Source organism: Aquimixticola soesokkakensis (genome assembly GCF_900172375.1).
Taxonomy (GTDB): Bacteria; Pseudomonadota; Alphaproteobacteria; order Rhodobacterales; family Rhodobacteraceae; genus Aquimixticola; species Aquimixticola soesokkakensis.
This window is the reverse complement of record NZ_FWFS01000010.1, coordinates 93,118-117,494: the sequence shown is the minus strand read 5'-3', so window position 1 is coordinate 117,494 and position 24,377 is coordinate 93,118. Positions and strand designations below refer to the sequence as shown.

The 24,377-nt window shown below is 62.4% G+C and carries 21 protein-coding genes; 15 read left to right on the top strand and 6 right to left on the bottom strand.

Going from position 1 to position 24,377, the window contains the following annotated elements:
- Positions 1 to 15: 15 nt before the first annotated feature.
- Genes AQS8620_RS13400 through AQS8620_RS13385 form a run of 4 tightly spaced genes read right to left on the bottom strand, consistent with a single transcriptional unit; the run spans position 16 to position 3,663 of the window.
- Positions 16 to 819, bottom strand: a complete 804-nt coding sequence (locus AQS8620_RS13400; protein ID WP_159453252.1) for an alpha/beta hydrolase — start codon at positions 817 to 819, stop codon at positions 16 to 18.
- A complete protein-coding gene (locus AQS8620_RS13395; RefSeq protein WP_159453251.1) occupies positions 816 to 1,607 on the bottom strand; it encodes an ATP-binding cassette domain-containing protein in 792 nt (263 codons plus the stop codon). Before AQS8620_RS13395 ends, AQS8620_RS13400 begins: the two co-directional genes overlap by 4 nt.
- Positions 1,607 to 2,701, bottom strand: a complete 1,095-nt coding sequence (locus AQS8620_RS13390) for an ABC transporter permease (RefSeq protein WP_085837452.1) — start codon at positions 2,699 to 2,701, stop codon at positions 1,607 to 1,609. The genes AQS8620_RS13395 and AQS8620_RS13390 overlap by 1 nt, the downstream gene beginning before the upstream one ends.
- An 11-nt stretch (positions 2,702 to 2,712) precedes the next feature.
- Entirely contained in the window at positions 2,713 to 3,663 is a 951-nt protein-coding gene (locus tag AQS8620_RS13385) for a sugar ABC transporter substrate-binding protein (protein ID WP_085837451.1), read from the bottom strand.
- Positions 3,664 to 3,938: 275 nt separating this feature from the next.
- On the opposite strand from AQS8620_RS13385, the gene AQS8620_RS13380 reads away from it, so the two are divergent.
- Complete coding sequence (locus AQS8620_RS13380; RefSeq protein WP_159453250.1) at positions 3,939 to 5,636, top strand: glycoside hydrolase family 3 protein; 1,698 nt, start codon at positions 3,939 to 3,941, stop codon at positions 5,634 to 5,636.
- Positions 5,637 to 5,936: 300 nt separating this feature from the next.
- Positions 5,937 to 7,016 (top strand): hypothetical protein, encoded by a 1,080-nt coding sequence (locus tag AQS8620_RS13375; protein ID WP_085837448.1) that lies wholly within the window; start codon positions 5,937 to 5,939, stop codon positions 7,014 to 7,016.
- A 109-nt stretch (positions 7,017 to 7,125) separates the two neighbouring features.
- Here AQS8620_RS13375 and AQS8620_RS13370 read toward each other — a convergent pair whose 3' ends face one another.
- Positions 7,126 to 8,049, bottom strand: coding sequence for a LysR family transcriptional regulator (locus AQS8620_RS13370; protein WP_085837446.1), 924 nt, complete (start codon positions 8,047 to 8,049; stop codon positions 7,126 to 7,128).
- A gap of 136 nt (positions 8,050 to 8,185) precedes the next feature.
- On the opposite strand from AQS8620_RS13370, the gene AQS8620_RS13365 reads away from it, so the two are divergent.
- From AQS8620_RS13365 to AQS8620_RS13345, 5 genes are all read left to right on the top strand, one after another.
- Positions 8,186 to 9,088: a LysR family transcriptional regulator gene (locus AQS8620_RS13365; RefSeq protein WP_159453249.1), complete on the top strand. Its 903-nt coding sequence runs from the start codon at positions 8,186 to 8,188 to the stop codon at positions 9,086 to 9,088.
- Positions 9,089 to 9,183: 95 nt separating this feature from the next.
- A complete protein-coding gene (locus AQS8620_RS13360) occupies positions 9,184 to 10,734 on the top strand; it encodes a bifunctional 3-(3-hydroxy-phenyl)propionate/3-hydroxycinnamic acid hydroxylase (RefSeq protein ID WP_085837442.1) in 1,551 nt (516 codons plus the stop codon).
- 17 nt (positions 10,735 to 10,751) lie between these two features.
- A complete protein-coding gene (locus AQS8620_RS13355; RefSeq protein ID WP_085837441.1) occupies positions 10,752 to 11,576 on the top strand; it encodes a fumarylacetoacetate hydrolase family protein in 825 nt (274 codons plus the stop codon).
- 1 nt (position 11,577) lies between these two features.
- Entirely contained in the window at positions 11,578 to 12,474 is an 897-nt protein-coding gene (locus AQS8620_RS13350; RefSeq protein ID WP_085837439.1) for a VOC family protein, read from the top strand.
- 45 nt (positions 12,475 to 12,519) lie between these two features.
- A complete protein-coding gene (locus tag AQS8620_RS13345) occupies positions 12,520 to 13,536 on the top strand; it encodes a cupin domain-containing protein (RefSeq protein ID WP_085837438.1) in 1,017 nt (338 codons plus the stop codon).
- A 55-nt stretch (positions 13,537 to 13,591) separates the two neighbouring features.
- On the opposite strand, the gene AQS8620_RS13340 is transcribed toward AQS8620_RS13345, so the two are convergent.
- On the bottom strand, positions 13,592 to 14,518 hold the full coding sequence (locus AQS8620_RS13340) for a LysR family transcriptional regulator (RefSeq protein ID WP_085837436.1): 927 nt from the start codon (positions 14,516 to 14,518) through the stop codon (positions 13,592 to 13,594).
- A 147-nt stretch (positions 14,519 to 14,665) separates the two neighbouring features.
- On the opposite strand from AQS8620_RS13340, the gene chvE reads away from it, so the two are divergent.
- The 8 genes from chvE to AQS8620_RS13300 all read left to right on the top strand — a co-directional run bounded on the left by chvE (position 14,666) and on the right by AQS8620_RS13300 (position 24,377).
- Positions 14,666 to 15,712, top strand: a complete 1,047-nt coding sequence (chvE, locus tag AQS8620_RS13335) for a multiple monosaccharide ABC transporter substrate-binding protein (protein WP_370737893.1) — start codon at positions 14,666 to 14,668, stop codon at positions 15,710 to 15,712.
- Positions 15,713 to 15,806: 94 nt separating this feature from the next.
- Positions 15,807 to 17,321: a multiple monosaccharide ABC transporter ATP-binding protein gene (mmsA, locus tag AQS8620_RS13330; protein WP_085837432.1), complete on the top strand. Its 1,515-nt coding sequence runs from the start codon at positions 15,807 to 15,809 to the stop codon at positions 17,319 to 17,321.
- Between the two features lie 9 nt (positions 17,322 to 17,330).
- Positions 17,331 to 18,563 carry a multiple monosaccharide ABC transporter permease gene (gene mmsB, locus AQS8620_RS13325; RefSeq protein WP_085837430.1) on the top strand — a complete coding sequence of 411 codons (1,233 nt, stop codon included), beginning with the start codon at positions 17,331 to 17,333 and terminating at the stop codon, positions 18,561 to 18,563.
- 5 nt (positions 18,564 to 18,568) lie between these two features.
- A complete protein-coding gene (gene araD1, locus AQS8620_RS13320; protein WP_085837429.1) occupies positions 18,569 to 19,537 on the top strand; it encodes an AraD1 family protein in 969 nt (322 codons plus the stop codon).
- Between the two features lie 12 nt (positions 19,538 to 19,549).
- Positions 19,550 to 21,301 carry an L-arabinonate dehydratase gene (araD, locus tag AQS8620_RS13315; RefSeq protein ID WP_085837427.1) on the top strand — a complete coding sequence of 584 codons (1,752 nt, stop codon included), beginning with the start codon at positions 19,550 to 19,552 and terminating at the stop codon, positions 21,299 to 21,301.
- A 66-nt stretch (positions 21,302 to 21,367) separates the two neighbouring features.
- On the top strand, positions 21,368 to 22,879 hold the full coding sequence (locus AQS8620_RS13310) for an aldehyde dehydrogenase (NADP(+)) (RefSeq protein WP_085837426.1): 1,512 nt from the start codon (positions 21,368 to 21,370) through the stop codon (positions 22,877 to 22,879).
- The gene (locus tag AQS8620_RS13305) at positions 22,876 to 23,772 is read left to right on the top strand and encodes a 2-dehydro-3-deoxygalactonokinase (protein WP_234990493.1); all 897 of its coding nucleotides are present in this window, start codon (positions 22,876 to 22,878) and stop codon (positions 23,770 to 23,772) included. Before AQS8620_RS13310 ends, AQS8620_RS13305 begins: the two co-directional genes overlap by 4 nt.
- On the top strand, positions 23,769 to 24,377 hold the full coding sequence (locus AQS8620_RS13300; protein ID WP_085837424.1) for a 2-dehydro-3-deoxy-6-phosphogalactonate aldolase: 609 nt from the start codon (positions 23,769 to 23,771) through the stop codon (positions 24,375 to 24,377). The genes AQS8620_RS13305 and AQS8620_RS13300 overlap by 4 nt, the downstream gene beginning before the upstream one ends.

Below are 24,377 nucleotides of genomic sequence, written 5' to 3'. Positions count from 1 at the left end.
TTGAGAGGCAGCCCGTCAGGCCAGAACGCGGGTGAAAAACCGCAGTAAATCGCCCGAAAGCTTTGCGGCATGGGTTTGGGGATCGGCCAGATCGTCCTCTGTAAACCAGAAATGGCCTGCATCGGGAAACACGCGCCGGCGCACGGGAAAGCCCGCCTGCTGCAGAGCCTGAGCAAAATCCAGCGATTGCTGCGGATCAATCGCCGGATCAAGCAGCCCCCAGGACAGGAACACGGGCAGCGCGCGCGCCGTGGTGATCTGGCGCAAGGGCGAGGCGCGATGGTAGCGCAGGGGGTCATCAAAGGGACCGCAGCCAAGCATCCTCTCGGTCAGATTGGCGCTGCGCTCGGGGGATTTGGCGATGTCCTCCTGCCAGTGCTTGAGCAGATCATAGGGGCCGTAAATACAGGCCATTGCGCGCAGGGGCGGCAGGCGGTCGCCAAGGGCGGCGAGGGCGCTCAGATGCGCTCCGGCGGAAGCGCCCAGAAGGGCGATACGCGCCCCGTCCAGCCCGAGGTCTTGTGCCTGTGCGTGCAGGGCGCAGATGCCTGTTTCAAGGTCGCAAAGATTGTCCGGAAACACCGCCCCCTCGGTCGAGCGGCGATAATCCACCGAGGCAAAGGCGATGCCGTGTCGGGCGAAAAACGCCCCCCAGTGATTGAGGTCCGCGCGCCCGCCGCGCCGCCACCCGCCCCCCGAGGCCGCGACAATCAGTGGATGCCGGATGCCCTGCGTGGGCACAAAGAGGTCGGCGTTCAGCGTTGGCGTGAGCGCGACGGTTTGCACACTAGCCGCGGGGGGCGCAGAATGGGCGGTCACGCGACAGCCTCCTCTGCCCGATCCGCGCCGGTGATCCACGACACGATCTTGTTGTGATCGGCCTGCGCGCGCATCACATCGGCCACTTTTCGTCCGCGATTGAGCACGACGATGCGATCGGACACGTTCAGGCACAGCGGCAGGTTGTGGGTCACCAGAACGATGGCAAACCCCGCCGCGGCCATGCGTTTGATCAGCGCTTCGACCATCAGCGTTTGTTCATATCCGAGCGCCGCCGTGGGCTCGTCCATCAAAATGACACCGCCGCCGCGTTCAAACAAGCGCACAGCGGCGCGCGAGATCGCCGTGACCTGACGCTGCCCGCCCGACAGCATTTCCACCGCCCGCTCGGGCGGGGCGGTGCGCACGCCAAGCTTGTCGAGTTGGGTGCGGGTGGCTTTGTGCATTTTGCCAAAGTCGACAAAGCCAAACAGCGAGAGCGGAAAGGGGCGCAGGGGCTCGCGCCCCAGTTGCAGGTTGGTCGAAATATCCAGTGTGTCGACCAGCGCGAGGTCCTGATAGACCATTTCCACCCCCAAATCGGAGGCCACGGACGGGGTATATTTGGTGACCAGTTTGCCGTCGATGCGGATCGTGCCCTCGGAGGGCGCATGGGCGCCGGACATCACCTTGAGCAGGGTGGATTTTCCGGCACCATTGTCGCCCAGAAGGCTGACGATTTCACCGGCGTTCACGTGGAAATCCACCCCATCGAGCGCTTTGACATAGCCGTAGTGTTTGGCAATGCCCCCAAGCGCGAGGGCGGGGGGGGAGTCAGGATGTGCCATCATTTCACTCCATCATGTACGTTGAGCGTCGAAATGCGCACAAGCCGCGTTGAAATCGCTTCGGTGAGATATTTGTCGAGCAAAAGCGCGCCGATCATCAGCGCCCCGGTGGACACGGTCGCCCAATAGGGCTCGACCCCTGCAATCGTCAGACCGTCGGCAATGGTCCCCAGGATCAGCGCGCCGATCAACACGCGCGGCAAGGATCCGCGCCCGCCCTGCAAGGACACACCGGCCAGCGCAACGGCTGTCAGCGCAGTGAAAATGACCCCCGGACTGGCGGTGGGCGAGGCCTCACCGACCAGCGCCATGGTCATCATGCCCGCGATGCCCGCAAGTGTTCCCGAAAAGACAAAACCCATCATGCGGTACTGGCGCTCGTTAAGACCCGCACGGCGCACGGCTTCGGCGTTTCCGCCCACCGCACGCATGCGAATACCCGCACGTGTCTGGGTCAGGAAAACGGTAAGCCCGATGTAGAGGGCGGCAACGATGAAGGCGTGCGAGGGGATGCCGAAATAGCGCGCCGAGCCCATGAATTCCAACTGGAACAGCCCGTAAATCGAATAGCCGCCGACGACTTTGGCCGCCAGGCCGGAGGTGACGGACAGGGTGCCGATGGTCACGATCAACGGGTTGAGCCCCTTGAGCGAAATCCACCCGTTCACGAAACCGCACAGCGCGCCGATGACCACCCCAAGCGCGAGGGCCAGCGGGATCGCAAACCCGAAGTTTTGCAAGGCGACGGCCGTGACGCAGGAAGCCAAAGCCCCCACACCGGGCAGCGAAAGGTCAAAAGCGCCCGAGAAAAGCCCGATGGCCACGGCTGCGGCGTAAACGGCCGTCACCGAAGAGGCGCTCAGGATCAGCATCGCGTTGTTGGCGGTGGCAAAATAGGGGGCGTTCCAGATGGCAAAGCCGATCAGAAGCACCGCCCAAAGCACCAGAATGCCGCGATCGCGCAGAAACACCAGCAGCGCCACATCGCGTGGCACCGCGGACGATGGGCGGGCGGTTTTCAAAGGGGCCTTGGGGGCGGCGGCCCCCAAAGGGCCGCCTGTTTTTGCATGTGACATGGGGGGTTTGACACTCACGAGAGTGCTCCTTACTTCGTGACTTTAATCGGAATTTCGAGGATCGGGCCCGCCGTGGTGGGGTCCTCCATCATCGACACGAGGGTTTCGAAATTCTGATGCGCATCGCCTTCGAAATCGAAACCGGCCACGGCATAGAGATCGCCGCTGCTCACAGCCTCGAGCGCCTCTGCGCCCCCGCCGCCCGACACGACACAGGGTAGGTCCTTGCCTGCCGCGCGAAAGGCCGTGATCGCGCCCATGGCATTTTCATCATTGGCGGCATAAACGGCCGTGGCATCGGGTTTGGATTGCAGCATCTGGGCTGCTTTTTGCTGGCTTTCCAAACGCTCAAGGCTGATCGCTGTGGCGACGATGCTTGCCTGCGGCGCGCCGCTGGCAAGGGCGGCTTTGGCGGCGTTATCCGTCAGTTCTGCGGCTTTCGTGCCCGACGAATCGCCAAAGAACAGCACCTGCGCCGAACCGTCGAGCTTTTCGGTGATGCACTGCGCCAGTTGATCGGCCAAACTGGCGCCATAGTCCTCATAGTTGATGTCGGAAAAGGCGATGCCCGGTTGCGGACCGTCCAACCCGTAGTCGGCGGGACGCCCTGAGACCACGAGGGCCACGTTTTTGTCGATGGCGGTTTTGACAACGCCGCGCAGGGCGGCGGCGCGAATCACGATGGACCACGCGCCCTGCACCTTGCCGGTTTCGATCACCTGCGAAAGCTGCTGCGCTTGTTGACCGGGGTCGAATTTGGGGTCGAGGGACACAAAGCCGATGCCGGCGTCCTGTGCAAAATGTTCAACAGCGCCCGACAGGCCCTGCATTGCGGGAATATCCAGCGCGATGGGCGAAAAGGCGATGGATTTTGCGGGGTCTGCGGCCTGCGCGCCGGGTGTCGCGGCGATAGCGGCGATCAGCGCGACGCAGGCGGTACAGGTTTTCATCAGACGCGTGGCTGTCCGTGCGGATGTCATGGGGATCCTCCATTGATCGTGTTCAGGCTGCGGGGGACGCGCTCCTCCAGCGCTTCGTGCCCTCCCTTGGCATCTGGACCCTAGGCGGATTGGACCATTTCAAAAAATTGAAAGATTAAAGGAAAGAGTATCACTCTCGTGAATGGTTGTGCGGCGCAGGACGTATTGATGCCGCGAATGGGGGATGATCCGAAAAATCAATTTCGCAGATGGGCGCGCGCTTTCTAAAACCTAAAAAACACCCCGGATGGGGACCAAAAGGGGAGGAGACCACCGTGGAGAGCATCGAACAGGTCGCGGATCGCGCGACCGAGCACCTGTGGGAAGGGTTTGCAAAAGCACCCTTTCATCTGGATGCGGCGTCCCGGGAGTGGGTCGCGCAAACATTCGAAAAGCTGGATGATCGCGCCAAAGCGGCGCTGGTGTTTTGCGTCTTTACCTTCGGGCCGCAAGTCGATCTGGCGCGCCTGAAGGGCTTGCAGCCGGGGTTCATCACCCGCATGGCGGGCGGGTCAGCAGCGCAGGAACGGGCGCAACTGGCGCGGCTGAACGGCGAATTCGCAGTGCCGGTGATGTTTTCGACCGACCTTGAAGGCAGCTCGACAACCCCCATCGAAGCCACACCATCCCCCGTTCCGCTGGCCTTTTCGGCGGCGAATGATCCCGCATTGACCCAGGCCGCAGCGGCTGCGATGGCCCGCGAGGCGCGCGCGCATGGGCTGGGCTGGAGTTTTACGCCCGCGCTGGATTTGAACGTGGCGTTCCGCTCGTCGATTACGGGGACGCGCAGCTACGGCTCTGACCTTGAAAAGGTACGCGACCATGCGCTGGCGACCTTGAAAGGCCTGCAAAGCGAAGGGATCGGCGCGACGGCCAAACATTGGCCCGGCGAAGGCTATGACCCGCGCGACCAGCACCTTGTCACCACCGTAAACCCCCTGTCGTTTGCGCAGTGGGAGGCGAGTTTTGGCACGCTGTACCGCGCGGCGATCGATGCGGGCGTTCTGGCCATCATGCCCGCCCATATCGCGCTGCCGTCCTACATGCGCGAAGTCGAGGGCGTGGAGGGGGCCGCGGCCTTTGTTCCGGCCTCGCTCAACGCTGCGCTGAACGAAAACCTGTTGCGCGGGCGTCTGGGCTTTAATGGCCTGTTGATTTCCGATGCGACAGCGATGGCGGGAATCAGTGGAATTTTGCCGCGCGACGCCTTGGTAATCGACGCGCTGAATGCGGGCAACGACGTGATTCTCGATGCGCCGGATCTGGCGCGCGACGTTGACACGATTCTGGCAGCTCTGGCGGACGGGCGTTTGCCCCGGGCGCGTCTGGACGCGGCGGTCGCACGGCAGTTGGCGTTCAAAGCAGCGCTTGGCGCGCATCGCGACTCCACGCCCGAACCCCGCGACCCCGCCGCCGATCGCGCTACGATCCTGAGTGTGCTGGAGCGCGCGCCGACGCTGGTCAAAACCCGCGACGACCTGCTGCCGATGACCCCCGCGCGCTACAAGAAAATCTGCCTTGTGACCCGTGGAAAGGGCTTTCCGCCCGCCTCGACCACGCGCCCCTTGCCGCTCGGGCTGGCCGATCTGTTGCGCGCGCGCGGATTCGAGGTGGTCGAACATGCCTGGGGCACGCCCGTCGATCCCGAGGGCTGTGATCTTTTGCTCTATGCCTATGCCGAGGAATGCCTGCTGACACGCGGCACGATCACGAATGATTGGGGCGGAATGACCGGTCAGTTCGAGCAGGCGATGAAGCGGTTCTGGAACGATTTGCCCTGTGTGATGGTGTCGTTCGGCTGGCCGTATCACCTTTTCGAGGCCAATCGCGTCCACACCTACGTCAACGCCTATATGGCGCATCCCAAGATGTTGGAAATCACTCTTGAGGCCTTGATGGGCCAGCGCGCGTTTGAAGGTGTCTCGCCCGTCGATGCGTTTTGCGGGCTTGATCCTGCCTATTTCGAAAGCTGAAAAAGACGTTCCGACATCAGCCGGTGCAGCGGTCCTTTCGGGGGCCGCTGTTTTCGTTTGGGCCTGTCACAGCAGAGGCGGGCCACTGGCTGTGTGACGGTTTTGCAACGCTTGAAAGAGATGTCAGGGGGCGTGATTTTCTGAACCGCTTTGTTCGTTATTTATAATTAAAAATCAAATACTTAAAAGATAGATTTGGTGGATTTCCTCCCTTCTGGCCTATCAATTTTCCTTCATGCGGGGGGCTGTGTTTTGTCGTCTTACCGCAGGGAGGACTGCGGGCATTCAAGGAGGACACACATGAAAAAACACACACAGATTCTGGCCCTGACGGCCCTTGCCCTAAGCCCCACTTTGGCTGCAGCAGAGGTTAAATTCGGCGGCGAGGCCTATCTGGGCTATGGCAATGCCGGGGATGCTTCGGGCGCATTGGCGCAGCTGTCAGTCTTTGCAACCGAGAGCTTCAGCTTTGGCGATCTGGGTACGCTTGAGGCCAAGGTGCAGGCCAACCTGCGTTCGGATCAGGATGACATCGGATATATTGACGACAATTACGTCGATTTTTCTGCCGCATTGGATATGGGGCCGAACGGCAAGCTGTCTGTGTCGACCTTTGGCACTCTGGGCCAAAAGCCCTGGGCGGACGGCGAACTGCGCAATCGCGGCTCGGTCGCTGTGTTTCCGGCAGTGCCGCGGCGCTATCGGGCGATTGGCGACAAGGCGGCGCTGATTGTCGATGGGGAACTGCAGAAGGTTCAGGAAGATTTCCAGATCAAATACGAAACCCATTTCGGCAAGCTCGGCGTCGAAATGACCGCAGATCCGTTCCAAATCTACGGGCCGGTCTACGGCGACGATGTTGTCACCACCGACGGGTCCGACCGCCCGCTTGGCGAAGTCAAACTGACCTATCCGACCGCCTTTGGGATCTACGCTTTCAAGGCCAATGATCTGGGCGATGCACAGATCGATGTGGTCTATCCGGTGAAGGGCACGGGGCTGGTACTTGCGGCAAGCTATGCCAGCAACGGCGATGATCGTGCGCTGTATAACGCGGATCTGACAGCGATCTACAACACCAAAGATGCGGGTCTGTTCAAGGGGTTCTTTGCGACCTACACCAAGGGCACCTTCGATCTTGAAAAGTTCCTCGTTTCCACCAATTGGGGCGGCGAAAACTGGGATGTCAAAATCGGCATGGACAGCGATCAGAACTACGCGGTCGAGGGCGGCTACAAGATCAGCGACACGATGACGGCCTATGCGGGCTGGGACAGCGGCCATGAGTTTCTCGAAGGGTTTGATGATCGCTACGAGCCGCCGGTTTTTGCGCCCGAACGCCGCGAATCCTATGAGTTCGGTCTGAGCATCACCTTTTGATCCGCGGGTCTGCAAACGCGCGCCGACCTCCGTGTTGGCGCGTGACGACACCAAAACGGGCGCAGAATTTGCGCCCGTTTTGCCGTGCTCTGCCTGTGTGGGGGGGCGGTCAGGCCGCAGCGCGCAGTCCGGACCCGACCGCAAAGTTGGAAATTTCCGAGCGCAGCCACGCAAGACAGGCATCCTGATCGGCGAAATGCCCCCATTGCAGCACCAGCACATTGGGCAGGACCTCGATGGGCAGCGCAACGCTGACCAGCCCCAAAGCGCGGGCGTAGTTGCGCGCTAGAGAGGCGGGCAGGGTGCCGATCCAGTTGGTATCGCGCACCATCCACGGCACCATGCTTTGGCTGTACACTTTGGCCCCGACCTTGAGCGGCCCATAGCGCTGTTCAATCGTCGCGCGATCTGCCGAAATCTTGCGCGCCGAGCCGAGTTCGATGACGACATGGGTCGCCGCAAGATAGGCGTCGCGCGTAAAATCTTTTTGCAGCAAAGGGTTGTCGGGCTCCATCACGCATTCGAAACCTTCGCGGTACAGCTCGATCATTGGATGGGCGGAGGAGGCATATTGGCGCGGCATCATCAGGAAATCGACCCGCCCCTGTTCCAGTTGCAGATGCGGCGGGTCCTCGATAGGGCGCGAGGACAGGGTGATCAGCGGGGCCTGTCGGGCAATGTGGCGGGTGAGATCGGTGAAAAAGGTTTTCGCCATCACATCCGACATCATGCAGCGCACCTCGCGCTCCTGCTCGGTCGGGTCGAAATCCTGGCTTGCCATGACGCGGGTTTCGATGCGGCGCAAAATCTCGCTGACCTCGGAATGCATGGCGCGCGCGCGATCCGTCATCACCATGCGCCGCCCGACCCGCACGAGGAGATCATCGTCGAAATATTCGCGCAGCCGCGTCAGGGCGTTGCTCATCGCGGCTTGTGACAAATGCACCCGATCTGCGGCGCGCGTGACGGAACATTCGTCCAGAAGCGCCTCCAGCGCGACCAATAAGTTCAGGTCTAAGCGTCTGAATTTCATAAATCTCTTCCTCCCCCTCTTGTCTGTACTATTGCCGTCGATGGATCAAAATCAAAGAAATGAATTTGGCGATGCGTATAAGTTTGACTTATGTTGGCCCCGGCGACCCATGTTTGGCGTCAATAGGGAGGCAGTGATGTCCATTGATCCGCGCCATCTGCGCATCCTTCTGGCCGTTGTCCGGCAGGGCTCGTTTTCGGCGGCTGCGGCGGTGTTGAACATGACGCAGCCCTCGGTATCGATGGCGATTGCACAGCTTGAGGACCGTTTGGGCAAGCAGGTGGTGATCCGCGACCGCAAGGGGGCGCTGCTTACGCCGGAGGGGCACATCCTGATCCGCCATGCCAGCGCGATGGAAAATATCCTGGATCACGCCATGGCCGAACTCGCCGCCAAAGATCAGCAAATTGCGGGGCCAATGGTGATTGGCGGCACGACGGGGGCGTTTCTGGCGCTGGTGCCGCCTGTGATCGCGGTGCTGCAGGATGAACTCGACGCGCTGGATGTGACGCTGGTCCACCTTGCGGATGAAATGATCGGCGAGGCGCTTCGACGGCGCGAGATCGACATCGCGCTCTGTTCTGCGCGCCTTGATGCGCTGGCGCCGGGGCTGGAAGAAATCCCGCTGACCCGCGAGCCGTTCGTCTTGGTGTCGGGGGCGGGAAAATTGCCGCCAGAGGGGCTGAACATCGCGCAGGCGGCGCTGCGCCCTTGGGTGTTTCCGCGCGTTTCGGGGGAAACAAAACGCCAATTGGAAGCCGTGTTCATCAGCGCGGGCGTGCCCGTGCCCGCCAATGTGATCCGCTGCGACATGCTGGCCACGCAAAAGGAAATCTTGCGCCAGGGCAATGCTTTGGCTCTCTTGCCGCGCTCTGCTGTGGCAACGGAACTGGCCGCGGGCATCCTGTCCAGCGCCCCGTTGATGGGCGCTCCGCCGCCGCGCAAACTGGTCTGCCTCAAGCTGCGCGACAGCCCCTTGTCGCCCCTCGCGGAGCGGTTCGTGACTGCCGCCTGTCGCACCGTCGCGCAGGACCTTTGAATATCAATTACATTTATACTGTCTGGGTAAACCATTATTTCAAACTTTGATCGCCGCGCGCCATACCAAGGAAAAGAATTGGTTCCGGGGGGCATATGAGCGACGCAAAGACCCAGACTGTCGCGCGCAAGCAGTGGGACGTGATCATCGTTGGCGGTGGTCCGGTGGGGGTTTTTGCCGCCCATCTGTTGGCACGTTCGGGGCATCGCGTGCGGATCATCGAACGCGATCCCGCCCCCTATTCCTTGCCGCGCGCAGTGCATGTCGATCACGAAATTATGCGCCTTTTCAATGGCATAGGACTGTTTAATACCTTTCACAAGGTGATGCGCGCAGGCGACGGGCATATCCACATCGGCGCGGATCAGGGCGTGATCCGGTTTTTGTCGGCAGCGGGCAAACCGCGCCCCTTTGGTCATGCGAACGACTATTTTTTCTACCAGCCGGAAATGGAGCAAATCCTGCGCGCGGGGCTGGCCCGATATGCGCAGGTGCAACTGGACACCGGTCTGGCGGTGGAAACGCTTTCCCAAGATGCGGACAGCGTGACGGTGACGCTGAGCGATGGCACCACGGATACGGCGGCTTGGGTGATTGGATGTGACGGGGCGCGCTCTACTGTGCGCAAGGCGCTGGGCATCGCGCTTGATGATTTGCAGTTCGAAGAGCCGTGGCTGGTGGTGGACGCCGAGGTTGAGGGGCCGATCACTTTCCCCGCCTATACGGGCCTGCCTGCGGGGGCGAATTTGCAAAACCTGTCGTTGATGCAATGCGACCCCGCGCGCCCGGCGACCATCGTGCCGGGGCGGGGCAATCACCGCCGATGGGAATTCATGCTTCTTCCCGGGGAAAGCGACAGCGAAATGGCAGAACCTGCGCGCGTGGCGGCCATGGTTGCGCCGTGGGTCGGGGAGGCCGCGCATAAAATCATCCGCGCCGCGACCTACCGCTTTCACGGGTTGGTGGCCGAGGACTGGCAACAGGGCCGTGTGTTTCTGGCCGGGGACGCGGCGCATCAGACGCCACCGTTCTTTGGCCAAGGCCTGTGCCACGGGTTTCGCGATGCGGCGAACCTTGCGTGGAAACTTGACCTTGTGATCGGGCAAAAGGCAGGTGCTGCGCTTTTTGCGACCTATCAACGCGAGCGCGACGCGCAGGTGCGCCATGTCATCGGCGCAGCCGTTGAAGCGGGGCGGTATATTTGCGAATTGGACCCCGCAAAAGCCGCCGCTCGCGATGCGCGTCTCCGGGCGCAGACGGGCATGCGCACCGCCTCCGATTTGATCGCGCCGATTGCGTCGCAGATCATCGGCGCAGGGGCTGGCGAGCGGTTCATCAACCCGACACTGGGCGGGGGGCGGCTGCTGGATGATGTTTTGGGACAGGGCTGGCGGGTGATTGCACGCGCCGATCTGCTCGCCCATCAGGTGCTGGACCTCTTGGCTGCGCGCTGTGTTTCCCTTGCCGATCTGCCCGACCCCGAGGGCCATCTGGCCGCGTGGTTTGACGCGCGCGAGGCCGGTTTCGTGCTTTTGCGGCCGGATCACTATGTGGCTGTTCTGGCCAGAAATCCCGCTGAATTCAGGGCAGCGCTCGCGGCGATGGCCCAAAATGCCGCCCTGCGACTTCCCGAGACAACCGACTGAAAAGAGGACATTTTTTCATGCGCTACGTCAGCTATACCCATCAAGGCACCCCCGCGTGGGGCCGTGTCGAGGGCGAGAGCATCATCGACCTCGCCGGCTATGCGCCCGACCTGAAAACCGCGCTCGAGCGGGGGCTGGACGCCGCGCCCGCGACCGGCCCGAAACTGCCGCGCGCCGAGGTCACGCTTTTGCCCGTGGTCCCGAATCCGGCCAAGATTTTCTGCGTTGGCCATAACTACGAAAGCCACCGCGTGGAAACGGGGCGCGCAGCGACGGATTACCCGTCGATTTTCACCCGTTTTGCCGACACGCTGACGGGCGCGCAGGACCCGATCGTGCGGCCGCGCGTGTCGAGCGACCTTGATTACGAGGCGGAACTGGCGGTGGTGATCGGCACGGGGGGGCGCAATATTTCCCAAGCGGATGCGATGCGCCATGTGGCGGGCTTTGCCTGTTTCAACGATGCCTCCGTGCGCGATTGGCAATGGCATTCGCGCCAGTTCACACCGGGCAAGAACTTTCCCGACACAGCGCCCTTCGGGCCCGAACTGGTCACGCCCGACGAGGTGGGGGATCTGGATGCGGTGCGGGTGCAGGCGATCCTGAACGGCACGGTCATGCAAAGCGCCACGCTGGATCACATGCTGTTTCCGATCCCCGTGATCATCGAATATATTTCCCGTTTCACCCCGCTTTCGGCGGGCGATGTCATTGCCACGGGCACGCCCGGCGGTGTGGGGGCCAAGCGCACGCCGCCCGTCTGGATGAAAGCGGGCGACGAGATCGTGGTCGAGATTTCGGGCATCGGTCGTCTGGTGTCGCGCATCGCGGATGAGGTCTGACATGGCGCCGCGCTTTCCTGTTGACGGGCTGCGCTCGGTCCATTTGGTGGTGCCCGATCTTGCTGCGGCGCTGCGGTTTTACACCGAGGTCTGGGGGCTGATCGATGTCGCCACGCAAGACGGGACGCATTACCTGCGCGGCATTGGCGAGGATGCCTATCTCGTTGCCCTCAGTGCAGGGCCCCAAGCCGCGATTGCCGAGGTGACCTGGCATGCCGATCCCGCCGCCGATCTGGCGGCGCTTCATGCGAGGATGATTGCCGCAGGGGCAGCGCCGGATCAACCCGTCGGTCCGCGGCGCGACTTTGGCGGGGGGACGGGATTTAGCGTTTTCGATCCGGCGGGACGGCGCATCGGCGTGGCGCAGGGCGATGCGCGCCCCGCGCGGCTGGAAAATGACGCCTACCGTCCTGTGCGGCTTGCGCATGTGAACCTCAACACCGATGACGTGCAGCGCGACATTGCCTTTCATCGCGACGGGATGGGGATGGTCCTGACGGATCTGTCCGCCGCGATGGGCTTTTTGCGCTGCAACGATGATCACCACGCGATCGTGCTGGCCAAGGGGACGGTGAACACGTTGAACCATGTCTCCTTTTTGCACGACCACTACGACGACATGATGCGGGCAGGGGGCAAGATGTGCGATGCAGGCCATGCCATTGGCTGGGGCCCCGGACGCCACGGGCCCGGTGACAACGTGTTTTTCTATTTCGTCGACCCCTTCGGGATCGTGATCGAACACACCGCCGAGGTGGAGCAGGTCGATGACAGCTACCCTGTAGGCGGTCCCGACGACTGGATCTGGCCGGAAGGTCGCGTGGATAAATGGGGCATTTGCCCGCCGAAAACGGATGAGTGCAAGGCCGCGCAACTGGCCGTGCCCTTTGTTCGATAACTTTTGAGCGCCCGCAGGCGCTGCGCATTCAGGGAGGAGACCCCGATGAGTGAACCAACTCTTGAGCCGCAAACCGGCCCCAAACCCGCAACAGCCTTTGTTGTGAAAAGCGGCGATGCCCGCAAGTTGCTGGTCGCAGGCCAGGCGCTGCATATGCTGGCAGGCACGGCGCAGACCAATGGCGCCTATGGAGCGGTGATCTGCGAAAGCGTCCACGACAAGCGCCCCATTCCGCTGCACTACCACGACCGCGAACACGACACATGGCTGTGTCTGCGGGGCCGCTTGCAGGTCTGGGCCAATGACAGCGCGCGGGTGTTGACAGAGGGCGATTTCGCCTATGTCCAACCGGGCGATGTGCACAGCTACCAATGTGTCGCGCCGCTGACGCGGTTTTTCGGCATCGTCGCGCCCGGCGGCTGGGAAGGCTTTTTCGACATGGCGGGCGAGCCATGGGAGGGCAATGGCCTGCCCGAACTGGATCACCCTTACGATTTTTCCAAAATGGGTCCGGCAATGGGCAAATTCGACGTGCATCCGGTGCAACAGGATTTTGCGCCCGTTGCCAACGGCGATGCCACGGATCGGGTGCTGCCCGAGGGGCCGGCGTCCTATGTTTTGCAGGCGGGGCAGGGCGCGCGCTACCGCTTTGACGGGCATTTGGCCACGGTCATGCTGAACGGCGCGATTTCGGCGGGCGCGCTGGATATGGTGACGCTCGAGGCGGGACGTGGCGCTGCCATGCCGGCGCTGCGCCACGCGACCACCCATGTCTGCGCCTATCTGATGGACGGCGCGTTGGAGCTGGTGCTCGACGGCGAAACCCATCTGCTGCATGCGGGTGATTTTGCCAATATTCCCGCAGGCACCGCCTATGCCACGCGCGTGGTGTCGGGCTCGGCGCGCTGGGTGCTGACGGGGGGCAACGGCAACGGTGTGAGCCTGTGGTCCAGGATCGGCACCGCGACCGATGTCACCAGCTATCAGGCGCGCAGTGGCCTGCTGGCGAGCGAGGCTGTGTCGGTTGCCGCGCTGGAGGGTGTGGACGCCGCCTTGGTGTAAACGCCTGCGCCCTGTCGCCTGATATCAGGCGGGCGGCAGGGCGGTTGCGCAGGGGTCACGGCGCATCGATGGTTTCGCGCACCAGTCCCAACAGCCGCTCTGCGGCGCGCGACAGGGTCCGCCCACGCGCGCGCAGGATCAGATAGGGCTCGACCGTGACGTTTTGCACCACATCCAACTTGCGCAGATTGGCACTCACGGGCGGGTCAAGCAGCAGGTCGATCACCTCCTGGGACATCGGGGAAATCGCGTTGGTATCCTTGAGCAGCGCGATGATCACCAACAGCGACGAGGTGGTGGTGATATTGTTGGGGGCTGGCAGGGCCTCGGCGTGAAAGGCGCGCTCGATGGCGTGGCGGATCGGGGCTCCGCGATCTTGCAGGATCCAGGGAAACCCGTGCAGCGCGCCGATACTGAGGGGACCGCCGCGCAGCATCGGATGGCCCGCGCGCACCATCAGTTGCACGGTTTCATCGCGCGCAGGCTCCAGTTCGAAATCGCGCTGGTCCTCATAGGCGGGCAGGCGGGCCAGCACGAAATCCAGATCGCCGCGTTTGAGCGATTGCACCAGCTGCACCGAGGGCGCGACCTCTACCGAAATATCCACCGAGGGGGCCTGTGCCTTGAGCCGCTGGATCGCTGGCACAAGCCGTCCCAACGCCGGTCCGGTGACGGCGCCAACGCGGATCGACCCTGCCAGCCCCGCGCGTAGTTCCGAAAACTCCGCCGCCATCTGCGCCAGATCATGGGTGATGCGCGTTGCGTGGCGCGCGACCAACTGGCCCGCTTTCGTCGGCTCCATGCCCTTGGGCGTGCGGGCAAACAGCTTGGCGTCGATCTGGCGTTCGAGTTCTGCAAGCATCCTTGAGGCCGCGGGCTGGGTCATCTGGCAGGCCGAAGCCGCCACCTGAAGCTGGCCGTGTTCGGCAATGGCCGCGACAAGGCGCGCCTGGGCGGGGCGCAGGTTTTTGAGAAGCTCCATCTGTCATTCCAATTATGATATATGGAATCTTTATATTGGTATTTGTTTGGTATGTCATTCCCCGTTACGACTCGGTGCAGCCCCTCGGGAGACGGGGTTTATGTGCACAGGGGTTTGCCCCTGTCAGGGAGGATAGACATGAAATTGATGAAACTCGCGGGTGCGCTCGCGGTCAGCTTTGTTGCGCTTACCAGCGCGCTTCACGCCGAAGGCACTGTGGGCATTTCCATGCCGACGAAATCCTCCGCGCGGTGGATCGATGACGGCAACAACATGGTCAAGCAGTTCGAGGATGCCGGCTACGAGACCGACCTGCAATACGCCGAGGACGATATCCCCAACCAGTTGGCCCAGATCGAAAACATGGTCACCAAGGGTGTGGACGTGTTGGTGATTGCGGCCATCGATGGCACCACCCTGTCGAACGCTTTGGCCAATGCGGCCGCCTCCGGCGTCAAGGTCATCGCCTATGACCGCCTGATCCGCGACAGCGGTGACGTGGATTACTACGCCACCTTCGATAACTTCAAAGTGGGGGTGCTGCAGGCTACGTCGCTTGTGGAGGGTCTGAAAACGCGCTTTGGCGATGGTCCCTATAACGTCGAGCTGTTCGGCGGTTCGCCCGACGACAACAACGCCTATTTCTTCTACGATGGCGCGATGTCGGTGCTGCAGCCGATGATCGACGATGGCACGGTTGTCGTGCAATCGGGCCAGATGGGCATGGATAAGGTCGGCACCCTGCGCTGGGACGGCGCGGTTGCGCAGGCCCGCATGGATAACATCCTGTCGGCCAATTACACCGACAAAGAGGTCCATGGTGTGCTGGCGCCCTATGACGGTCTGTCCATCGGCATCCTGTCGTCCCTCAAGGGCGTTGGCTATGGCTCGGGCGATCTGAAAATGCCCATCGTCACCGGTCAGGATGCGGAAATCCAGTCGGTGAAATCCATCCTCGCAGGCGAGCAGTATTCCTCGATCTTCAAGGACACCCGTGAACTGGCGCGCGTCACCGTTGGCATGGTCAACGCCGTGCTTGAGGGCAGCGAGCCGGAACTCAACGACACCGAAACCTACGACAACGGCGTCAAGGTGATCCCCGCGTATCTGCTCGAACCGCTTCCCGTGGATGCGACCAACATCGAGGAGCGTCTGATCGACACCGGTTACTACACCGAAGACCAGATCAAGTAAGTTTTTGATCCCAAGGGCCGCCCCGCTCATCGGGTGGGGCGGCCTTGTTGTCTCCGGTTGTCGGAGGCGCACAAAGATAGTCGGGGGAGCGACCATGACAGTGCTGTTGGAGATGCGCGACATCACCAAAGAATTTCCCGGCGTCAAAGCGCTGGACCGGGTGAACCTGAGCGTCGCGCAGGGTGAAATCCACGCGATTTGCGGTGAAAACGGGGCGGGTAAATCAACGCTGATGAAGGTGCTGTCGGGGGTCTATCCCGTGGGCAGCTACGACGGCGAAATCCATTACGACGGCGCTTTGGCCGAGTTCAAAACCCTGTCGGATTCCGAAAGCCGCGGCATTGTCATCATTCACCAGGAACTCGCTCTGGTGCCGCAACTGTCGATTGCCGAGAACATTTTTCTGGGCAACGAGCGCGCCAAGAGTGGCGTGATGCAATGGCAGGAAACCTTCAGCCGCACGGTCGACTTGCTGGCAAAAGTGGGCTTGCGCGATGCGCCGGGCACACTTGTCGACAAGATCGGTGTGGGCAAGCAGCAATTGGTGGAAATCGCCAAGGCCCTGTCAAAGCACGTTAAATTGCTGATTTTGGACGAACCTACTGCGGCTTTGCAGGAAAACGACAGCCGCAAGTTGCTGGATCTGATGCTGGAACTCAAAGCCCAAGGTGTCACCTGCATCATCATTTCCCACAAGCTCGGGGAAGTGCGCTATGTCGCCGACACGGTGACCGTGATCCGCGACGGGATGACTGTTTCGCGCCTTGATGCCAAGGGCCTGTCCGAAGACGCGATCGTGCGCGACATGGTCGGGCGGGATATGTCGGCGCGCTATCCCGAACGCCCCCGCGTGGCGGGGGAGATGGTCATGGAGGTCGAGGGCTGGAACGTCTGGCATCCCGACCACGCCGAGCGGCAGGTGATCAAGAACATCTCGATGAATGTGCGTGCGGGCGAAGTCGTCGGCATCGCGGGCGTTATGGGATCGGGGCGCACCGAGCTGGCCATGTCGGTTTTTGGCAAAAGCTGGGGGCGCAATATTTCCGGCACGCTCAAAGTGCACGGCACGCCAGTGGATGTGTCCAAGGTGGACCGCGCGATTGACGCGGGGCTGGCCTATGTGACCGAGGACCGCAAATCGCTGGGGCTGATCCTGGATGAAACCATCCGGTTCAACACCACGCTGGCCCATCTTGAGGGGGTGTCCTCCAAAGGCGTGCTGCGCGAGGCCGAGGAAACCGAGGTCGCCGAACGCTATCGCACGGCGCTGGCGACCCGCACGCCCTCTGTGATGCAAAAGGTCGGCAATCTGTCGGGGGGCAACCAGCAAAAGGTGGTGCTGGCCAAATGGCTGTTCACCGAACCCGAAGTGCTGATCCTCGACGAGCCGACGCGCGGCATCGACGTGGGCGCAAAATATGAAATCTATTCCATCATCAACGACCTGTCCGCGCAGGGCAAAGCCGTGGTGATGATCTCGTCGGAGATGCCCGAACTTTTGGGCATGTGCGACCGGATTTACGTCATGAACGAAGGGGCTTTTGTGGGCGAACTTGACGCTCGTGAGGCCACGCAGGAGCGCATCATGTCGCTCATCGTCACCGAGTGAGGGGAAGAAATGTCGAGCCAATCAACCACTGAACAGGGCGCGCAAAGCCCGCTGATGGCCTATCTCAAGGCGCATATGCGCGAATACGGCCTGCTGTTTGCCCTGATCGCGATCATGGTGTTTTTCCAGATCGTGACCGGTGGCACGCTGATGCGCCCCGTCAATATCACCAACCTGTTCCTGCAAAACAGCTACATCATCATCATGGCGCTGGGCATGTTGATCGTGATTGTCGCAGGGCATATCGACCTTTCGGTCGGCTCTGTGATGGGGTTTGTCGGGGCGTTTGCCGCCGTGATGATCGTCGATTGGGGACTGCCCGTTCCGCTTGCCGTGGTGATTTCGCTCTTGCTGGGAACGGTGGTGGGCGCGGCACAGGGGTACTGGGTCGCCTATTGGAAAATCCCGTCCTTCATCGTGACGCTGGCGGGGATGCTGGTGTTTCGCGGATTGTCGCTGTGGCTGTTGCAGGGCCAATCCATCGGGCCGTTTCCGCCCACCTTCCAGCTTTTGTCGACCGGCTTTGTTCCCGACATTCTACCGCGCAGTGCCACCGAAGGGCTTGCGGCCCTGTTTGGCGCGCGCAATTTCAACGTCCTTGCGATGGGCGTCGGCATCGTTGCCTCTGCGGCCATCGTCTGGATGGGACTGCGCGCACGGGCCCGCAACGCGGCATATGGTATCGAGCTTGAACCGTCGAATTTCTTTTGGGCACGCAATGCCATCGTGATCGGGGGTTTGCTGTTCCTGACCTTCAAACTCTCGACCTTCCGTGGCCTGCCCAATGTGGCCGTGACCATGGGCGTGCTGATCATCATCTATTCCTTCCTGACCCAGAACACGGTGATCGGGCGGCGGATCTACGCGCTGGGCGGCAATGAAAAGGCGGCCAAACTGTCGGGCATCAAGACCGAACGGCTGACCTTCCTTGCGTTTGTCAACATGGGCTTTCTTGCCGCGCTTGCCGGTCTGATTTTCGCCGCGCGGCTGAACACCGCGACCCCCAAAGCGGGCTTTTCGCTGGAACTGGACGTGATTGCGGCGGTGTTCATCGGCGGGGCGTCGATGTCGGGCGGCTCGGGCAAGATCGTGGGCGCTGTGGTCGGGGCCTTTATCATGGGCGTGATGAACAACGGCATGTCGATCATGGGCATCGGCATTGATTACCAACAGGTGATCAAGGGGTTGGTCCTTTTGGCTGCGGTGATCTTCGACGTCTACAACAAACAAAAACAAGGCTAAGAGCGATGTATTTGAGCCAATTGAAATCCGGCGGTGTTGTGGTGCGCGAGGGCGAAACGGCCCGTCTGATCCCCGCCGTCACTGTCTTTGAACTTGCGCAAAACGCCGTGGCGGCGGGCGCGACACTGGCCGATGTGATCCCCGCAGGGGGGGAGGCGGTGGACCTCGTGCAACTGGCTGCAAAAGGCGCGCTGGATGTGCCGGTGCGCCACCCCGAACCTGCGCGCATGTATCTGTGTGGCACGGGGCTCACCCATCTGGGATCGGCGTCGACCCGCAACGCCATGCACGGGGCCGGCGGCGACGTCGCAAGCGAAACCGACTCCATGCGCATGTTCAAAATGGGGCTTGAGGGCGGAAAACCCGCCGCAGGCGAGGCTGGCGTGCAGCCGGAGTGGTTCTACAAAGGCCCCGGCACAGAAGCTGTGGCGCCGGGCGATCCGCTGACCTCGCCGGGGTTCGCGCTGGACGGTGGCGAGGAACCCGAAATCGCTGCCTTTTACCTCAACGGACCCGATGGCACGCCGCATCGCATCGGCTTTACGCTGGCCAACGAGTTTTCCGATCACGTTACGGAAAAGGTGAACTACCTGTTTCTGGCCCATTCCAAACTGCGCCCTGCGTCCTTTGGGCCGGAGTTGCTGGTGGGTGATCTGCCGCGCAACATCGAAGGGCGCTCGCGTATCCTGCGCGGCGATCAGGTGATTTTCGATGCGCCCTTTGTGTCGGGCGAGGACAACATGTCCCACACGATTGCGAACCTGGAACACCACCATTTCAAATATGCGCCCTTCCGGCGTGCAGGGGATCTGCACGTCCATATGTTTGGCACCGCGACCCTGTCTTTCGGGGCTGGCGTGCAAACGCAGGCGGGCGATGTGTTCGAAATCTCCGCGCCGCAGTTCGGCCTGCCGCTGATCAACCCTCTCGCGATTGATGCCCCCGTGGCGCCGACTCGCATCCGCGCTTTGTGATTGGAGCCCCTGATGTCTGCGAAAACCTTCACCCCCGCTCCCTGGCCGCGCAAGCTGCGCTCGACCCATTGGTACGAGGGCACGTCGCGCGACACGATTTACCACCGTGGCTGGATGAAAAACCAGGGCTACCCGCATGACCTCTTTGACGGGCGCCCGATCATCGGCATCCTCAACACCTGGTCTGACCTCACGCCCTGCAACGGGCATCTTCGCGAACTGGCGGAAAAGGTGAAAGCGGGCATTTGGGAAGCGGGCGGTTTTCCGGTCGAAGTGCCGGTATTTTCGGCTTCGGAAAACACCTTTCGCCCCACGGCGATGATGTATCGCAACCTCGCGGCGCTGGCGATCGAGGAAACCATTCGCGGGCAACCGATGGATGGCTGTGTGTTGCTGGTGGGCTGCGATAAAACCACGCCTTCGCTGCTGATGGCGGCGGCCAGCTGTGACATTCCCTCGATCGTTGTGACGGGCGGCCCGATGCTGAACGGTTATTTTCGGGGCGAACGGGTCGGCTCGGGGACGCATCTGTGGAAATTCTCCGAAGCGGTCAAGGCGGGCGAGATGTCGCAAGAGGACTTTCTTGAGGCCGAAGCGTCCATGTCGCGCTCGAGCGGCACCTGCAACACGATGGGCACGGCAAGCACCATGGCCTCAATGGCCGAAGCGCTGGGCATGGCGCTGTCGGGCAATGCGGCCATCCCCGCGGTGGATTCGCGCCGCCGCGTCATGGCGCAGCTGTCGGGGCGGCGCATCGTGCAGATGGTCAAGGATGATCTGAAGCCCTCCGATATCATGACCAAAGAGGCATTCGAGAATGCGATCCGCACCAATGGCGCGATTGGCGGCTCGACCAACGCGGTGATCCACCTGCTCGCGATGGCGGGACGCTGCGAGATTGACCTGACCTTGGAAGACTGGGATCGGTGCGGGCGCGATGTGGCCACGATCGTGAACCTGATGCCCTCGGGAAAATACCTGATGGAGGAGTTCTTTTACGCCGGTGGCCTGCCCGTGGTGCTCAAACGTCTGGGCGAGGGCGGGCAGTTGCACCGCGACGCGCTGACCGTGTCGGGCCGCTCGATCTGGGAAGAGGTCAAGGATGTGGTCAACCACAACGAGGACGTGATCCTGCCGCTTGACAAGGCGCTGACCAAACAGGGCGGAATCGCGGTGGTCAAAGGCAATCTGGCCCCCAAGGGCGCGGTGGTGAAACCCTCTGCGGCCTCTGCGCATCTGCTGACCCACACGGGGCGCGCGGTCGTGTTCGAGGATATCGACGACTATAAAGCCAAGATCGAAGATCCGGATCTCGATGTGGATGAAACCTGTGTTCTGGTGCTGAAAAACTGCGGGCCTAAGGGCTACCCCGGTATGGCCGAAGTGGGCAATATGGGCCTGCCGCCCAAGGTGCTCAAAAAGGGCATCACGGATATGGTGCGCATTTCGGATGCGCGCATGTCGGGGACGGCCTATGGCACCGTTGTGCTGCATACCTCCCCCGAAGCTGCCGCCGGTGGTCCGCTGGCTGTGGTGCAAAACGGGGACATGATCACCCTTGATGTGCCCAACCGTCGTCTCCACCTTGATATCAGTGACGCCGAACTTGCGGCGCGGCTCGACGCTTGGGCCCCTGCCCATGAGCGCGCGCCCTCGGGCTATGCGTGGTTGCACCAGACCCATGTCGAGGGGGCCGATACCGGCGCTGACCTCGATTTTCTCAAAGGCTGTCGCGGCAATCCTGTCGGGAAAGACAGCCACTGACGTCTTATGTTTCCTGCGGCGTGTCTTCCTCCCCGCGCCGCAGGTCTTTTCGCAAAAGGACCTCCCATGACCTACGAATTTCACGGCCAGCATTTGATCGCTGGCACCCGCACCGCCGGACAGACCCGTTTTGAGACCGCTTTGCTGGATGGCACCACCCGCAGCACGCAGGCCGGAACGCGCGATCTGGTGGATGCTGCCGTGCAAGCGGCCGAAGGCGCATTCGACGCCTTTGCCGCCACCACGCGCGAGGATCGCGCAAGGCTGCTCGAGACAATCGCCGAAGAAATCGACGCCTGCGGGGACGACATCACCGCCTTTGCGACGGTCGAGACCGGCCTGCCTGCTGCGCGGCTGACGGGAGAGCGCGGGCGCACCACCGGACAGTTGCGCCTCTTTGCCAGCCATATCCGCGACGGTGCCTATCTGGATCGCCGGTTCGACCCCGCTTTGCCCGACCGCGCGCCCCTGCCGCGCCCCGATCTGCGGATGATGCAGCGTCCCATCGGCCCTGTGGCTGTGTTTGGCGCCTCGAACTTTCCGCTCGCCTTTTCGGTCGCAGGGGGGGATACGGCTTCGGCCCTTGCCGCTGGCTGTCCGGTGGTGGTCAAAGGCCACGAAGCACACCCCGCCACCGGCGAGATCGTGGCCGAGGCCATTACGGCGGCCATTGCGAAATGCGGCCTGCCAGCGGGCATCTTTTCCTTCGTGCAGGGCGGATCGATCGAGGTGGGCAGCGCGCTGGTGCAGCATCCGCTGATCACGGCCGTGGGGTTTACCGGATCGCTTGGCGCGGGGCGCGCGCTGTTTGATCTTTGCGCCGCCCGCCCGACACCGATCCCGTTTTTTGGCGAACTCGGCTCGGTCAACCCGATGTTTTTGCTGCCCCAAGCGGTCAAGGCGCGCGGGGCGCAGATCGGCGCAGGCTGGGCAAATTCGCTGACCATGGGCGTGGGGCAGTTTTGCACCAACCCCGGGATCGCGGTGGTGTTGGCGGATCAGGCGCAAACGGTGATCGAGGCCGCGCGCGGCGCGCTTGAACCGGTCGGGGCGCAGGTGATGTTGAGCGAAGGCATCGCGCAGTCCTACCGCAAAGGCGTTGAAACCATCGCCAAAGGGACAGGTGTTCACGCCGCGCTGACAACCAGCTGCACTGCGCGCGAAGCTGCGCCCAACCTCTTTGTGGTCTGCGCCGCCGACTGGCTGGCCGATGCCGATCTGGCGCATGAGGTCTTTGGCCCGCTTGGGTTGCTGATCACGGTTGAAAGCATCGACGAGATGGTCGCCCTTGCCCGCAGTTTCGAGGGGCAGTTGACCACGACGTTGCACATGGATGACGGCGACACGGCCTTGGCGCAGCGCCTCTTGCCGGTGTTGGAACGCAAAGCGGGTCGCCTGATGGTCAACGGCTTTCCGACCGGCGTGGAAGTGGCCGACACGATGGTGCACGGCGGGCCTTATCCGGCCTCGACGAACTTTGGCGCGACCTCGGTCGGCACGATGGCGATCCGCCGGTTCTTGCGGCCTGTGTGCTACCAGAACCTGCCCGCCGCCCTGTTGCCCGAGGATCTGCGGTGAGCGAAAGCCCGTCTCAAACGCCCGATTGGATTGGCGTCGATTGGGGCACCAGCCGCCTGCGCGTGTTTGCCATGCGCGGGGCCCGGTGCCTTGACACGCGCCAGTCCGATCAGGGCATGGGCAAGGTGGCGGCGGAGGCGTTCGAGCCTGCGTTGTTGGAACTGATCGCGCCTTGGTTACAGGCGGGGCAAGTCATGCCCGTGCTTGCCTGTGGCATGGTTGGTGCGCGTCAGGGCTGGCGCGAAGCCCCCTATCGCGCCGTGCCCTGCGCCCCGGTTGCAGCCGGCAAAGCGGTGCAGGTTCCCACCAGGGATCCGCGCATCTGTGTGCGCATCCTTCCCGGTTTGCGCCAAAGCGCGCCAAGCGATGTGATGCGCGGCGAAGAGACCCAGATTGCAGGATTTCTGGCACAGCGCCCTGCGTTCAACGGGACGATCCTTTTGCCCGGAACACATTGCAAACATGTGCAAATCGAAGCGGGACAGGTCATCGGGTTCACGACCCATATGACGGGCGAACTCTTTGCTTTGCTGGCGGAAAAATCCGTTCTGCGCCACAGCATTGCGCCCCATGGCACCGATCCCGAGGCCTTCGCCGCAGGGGTTGCACAGGGGCTCGCGGGGGGCGCGTTTGCGGCGCTTTTTGCCCTGCGCGCCGAGGCGCTTGTGGCCGATCTGACCCCGACAGCGGCGCGCGCGCGGCTTTCGGGCCTGCTGATCGGCGCGGAGCTTTCGCAGAGCGAATTGCAAACCTGTGTGATCATCGGCAGCGGCGATATCGCCCAAGCCTACCAAGCCGCCCTTGCACAGCGCGGGGTTGTGGCTGAGCTTTGTGACGGCGCAGACCTCGTGCGCGAGGGATTGACCGCCTACCGACTGGGAGACCAAAAATGACCCGCCCCCTGATTGCCATTCTGCGCGGCATCACCCCCAAAGACGCCGCCGCCTGCGCGCAAGTCTTGGTGGATGCCGGCATCACCACCATCGAAGTGCCGCTGAATTCGCCCGATCCGCTGACCTCGATTCAGGCGATGGTCGCGGCGGTCGGCAAAAGCGCCGTGATCGGCGCGGGCACGGTTCTGAGCGTCGCGCAGGTCAAACAGGTCGCCGCAGCGGGGGGCAGCATCATCGTCTCGCCCAATGTGAACGGCGCGGTGATCCGCGCGACTGTGGACGCTGGCCTGCAATCCTGGCCGGGGTTTTTCACCCCCACCGAAGCCTTCGCGGCGATTGACGCGGGGGCCACGGGGTTGAAACTTTTCCCCGGCACGATGGCGGGGCCTGAGGGCCTGAAAGCCATGTGCGCCGTGATCCCCCACAGCGTGCCGGTCTATGCGGTCGGCGGCGCAGGGCCAGCGAATTTCGCGCAGTGGCGCGCGGCGGGGGCGCGCGGCTTTGGCATCGGCACGGCGCTGTACACGCCCGGTTTGTCCGTCCAGTCTGTGGCTACGCGGGCGCGCAGCATCGTTGCGGCCTATGACGCGGCAATCGAGGACTGA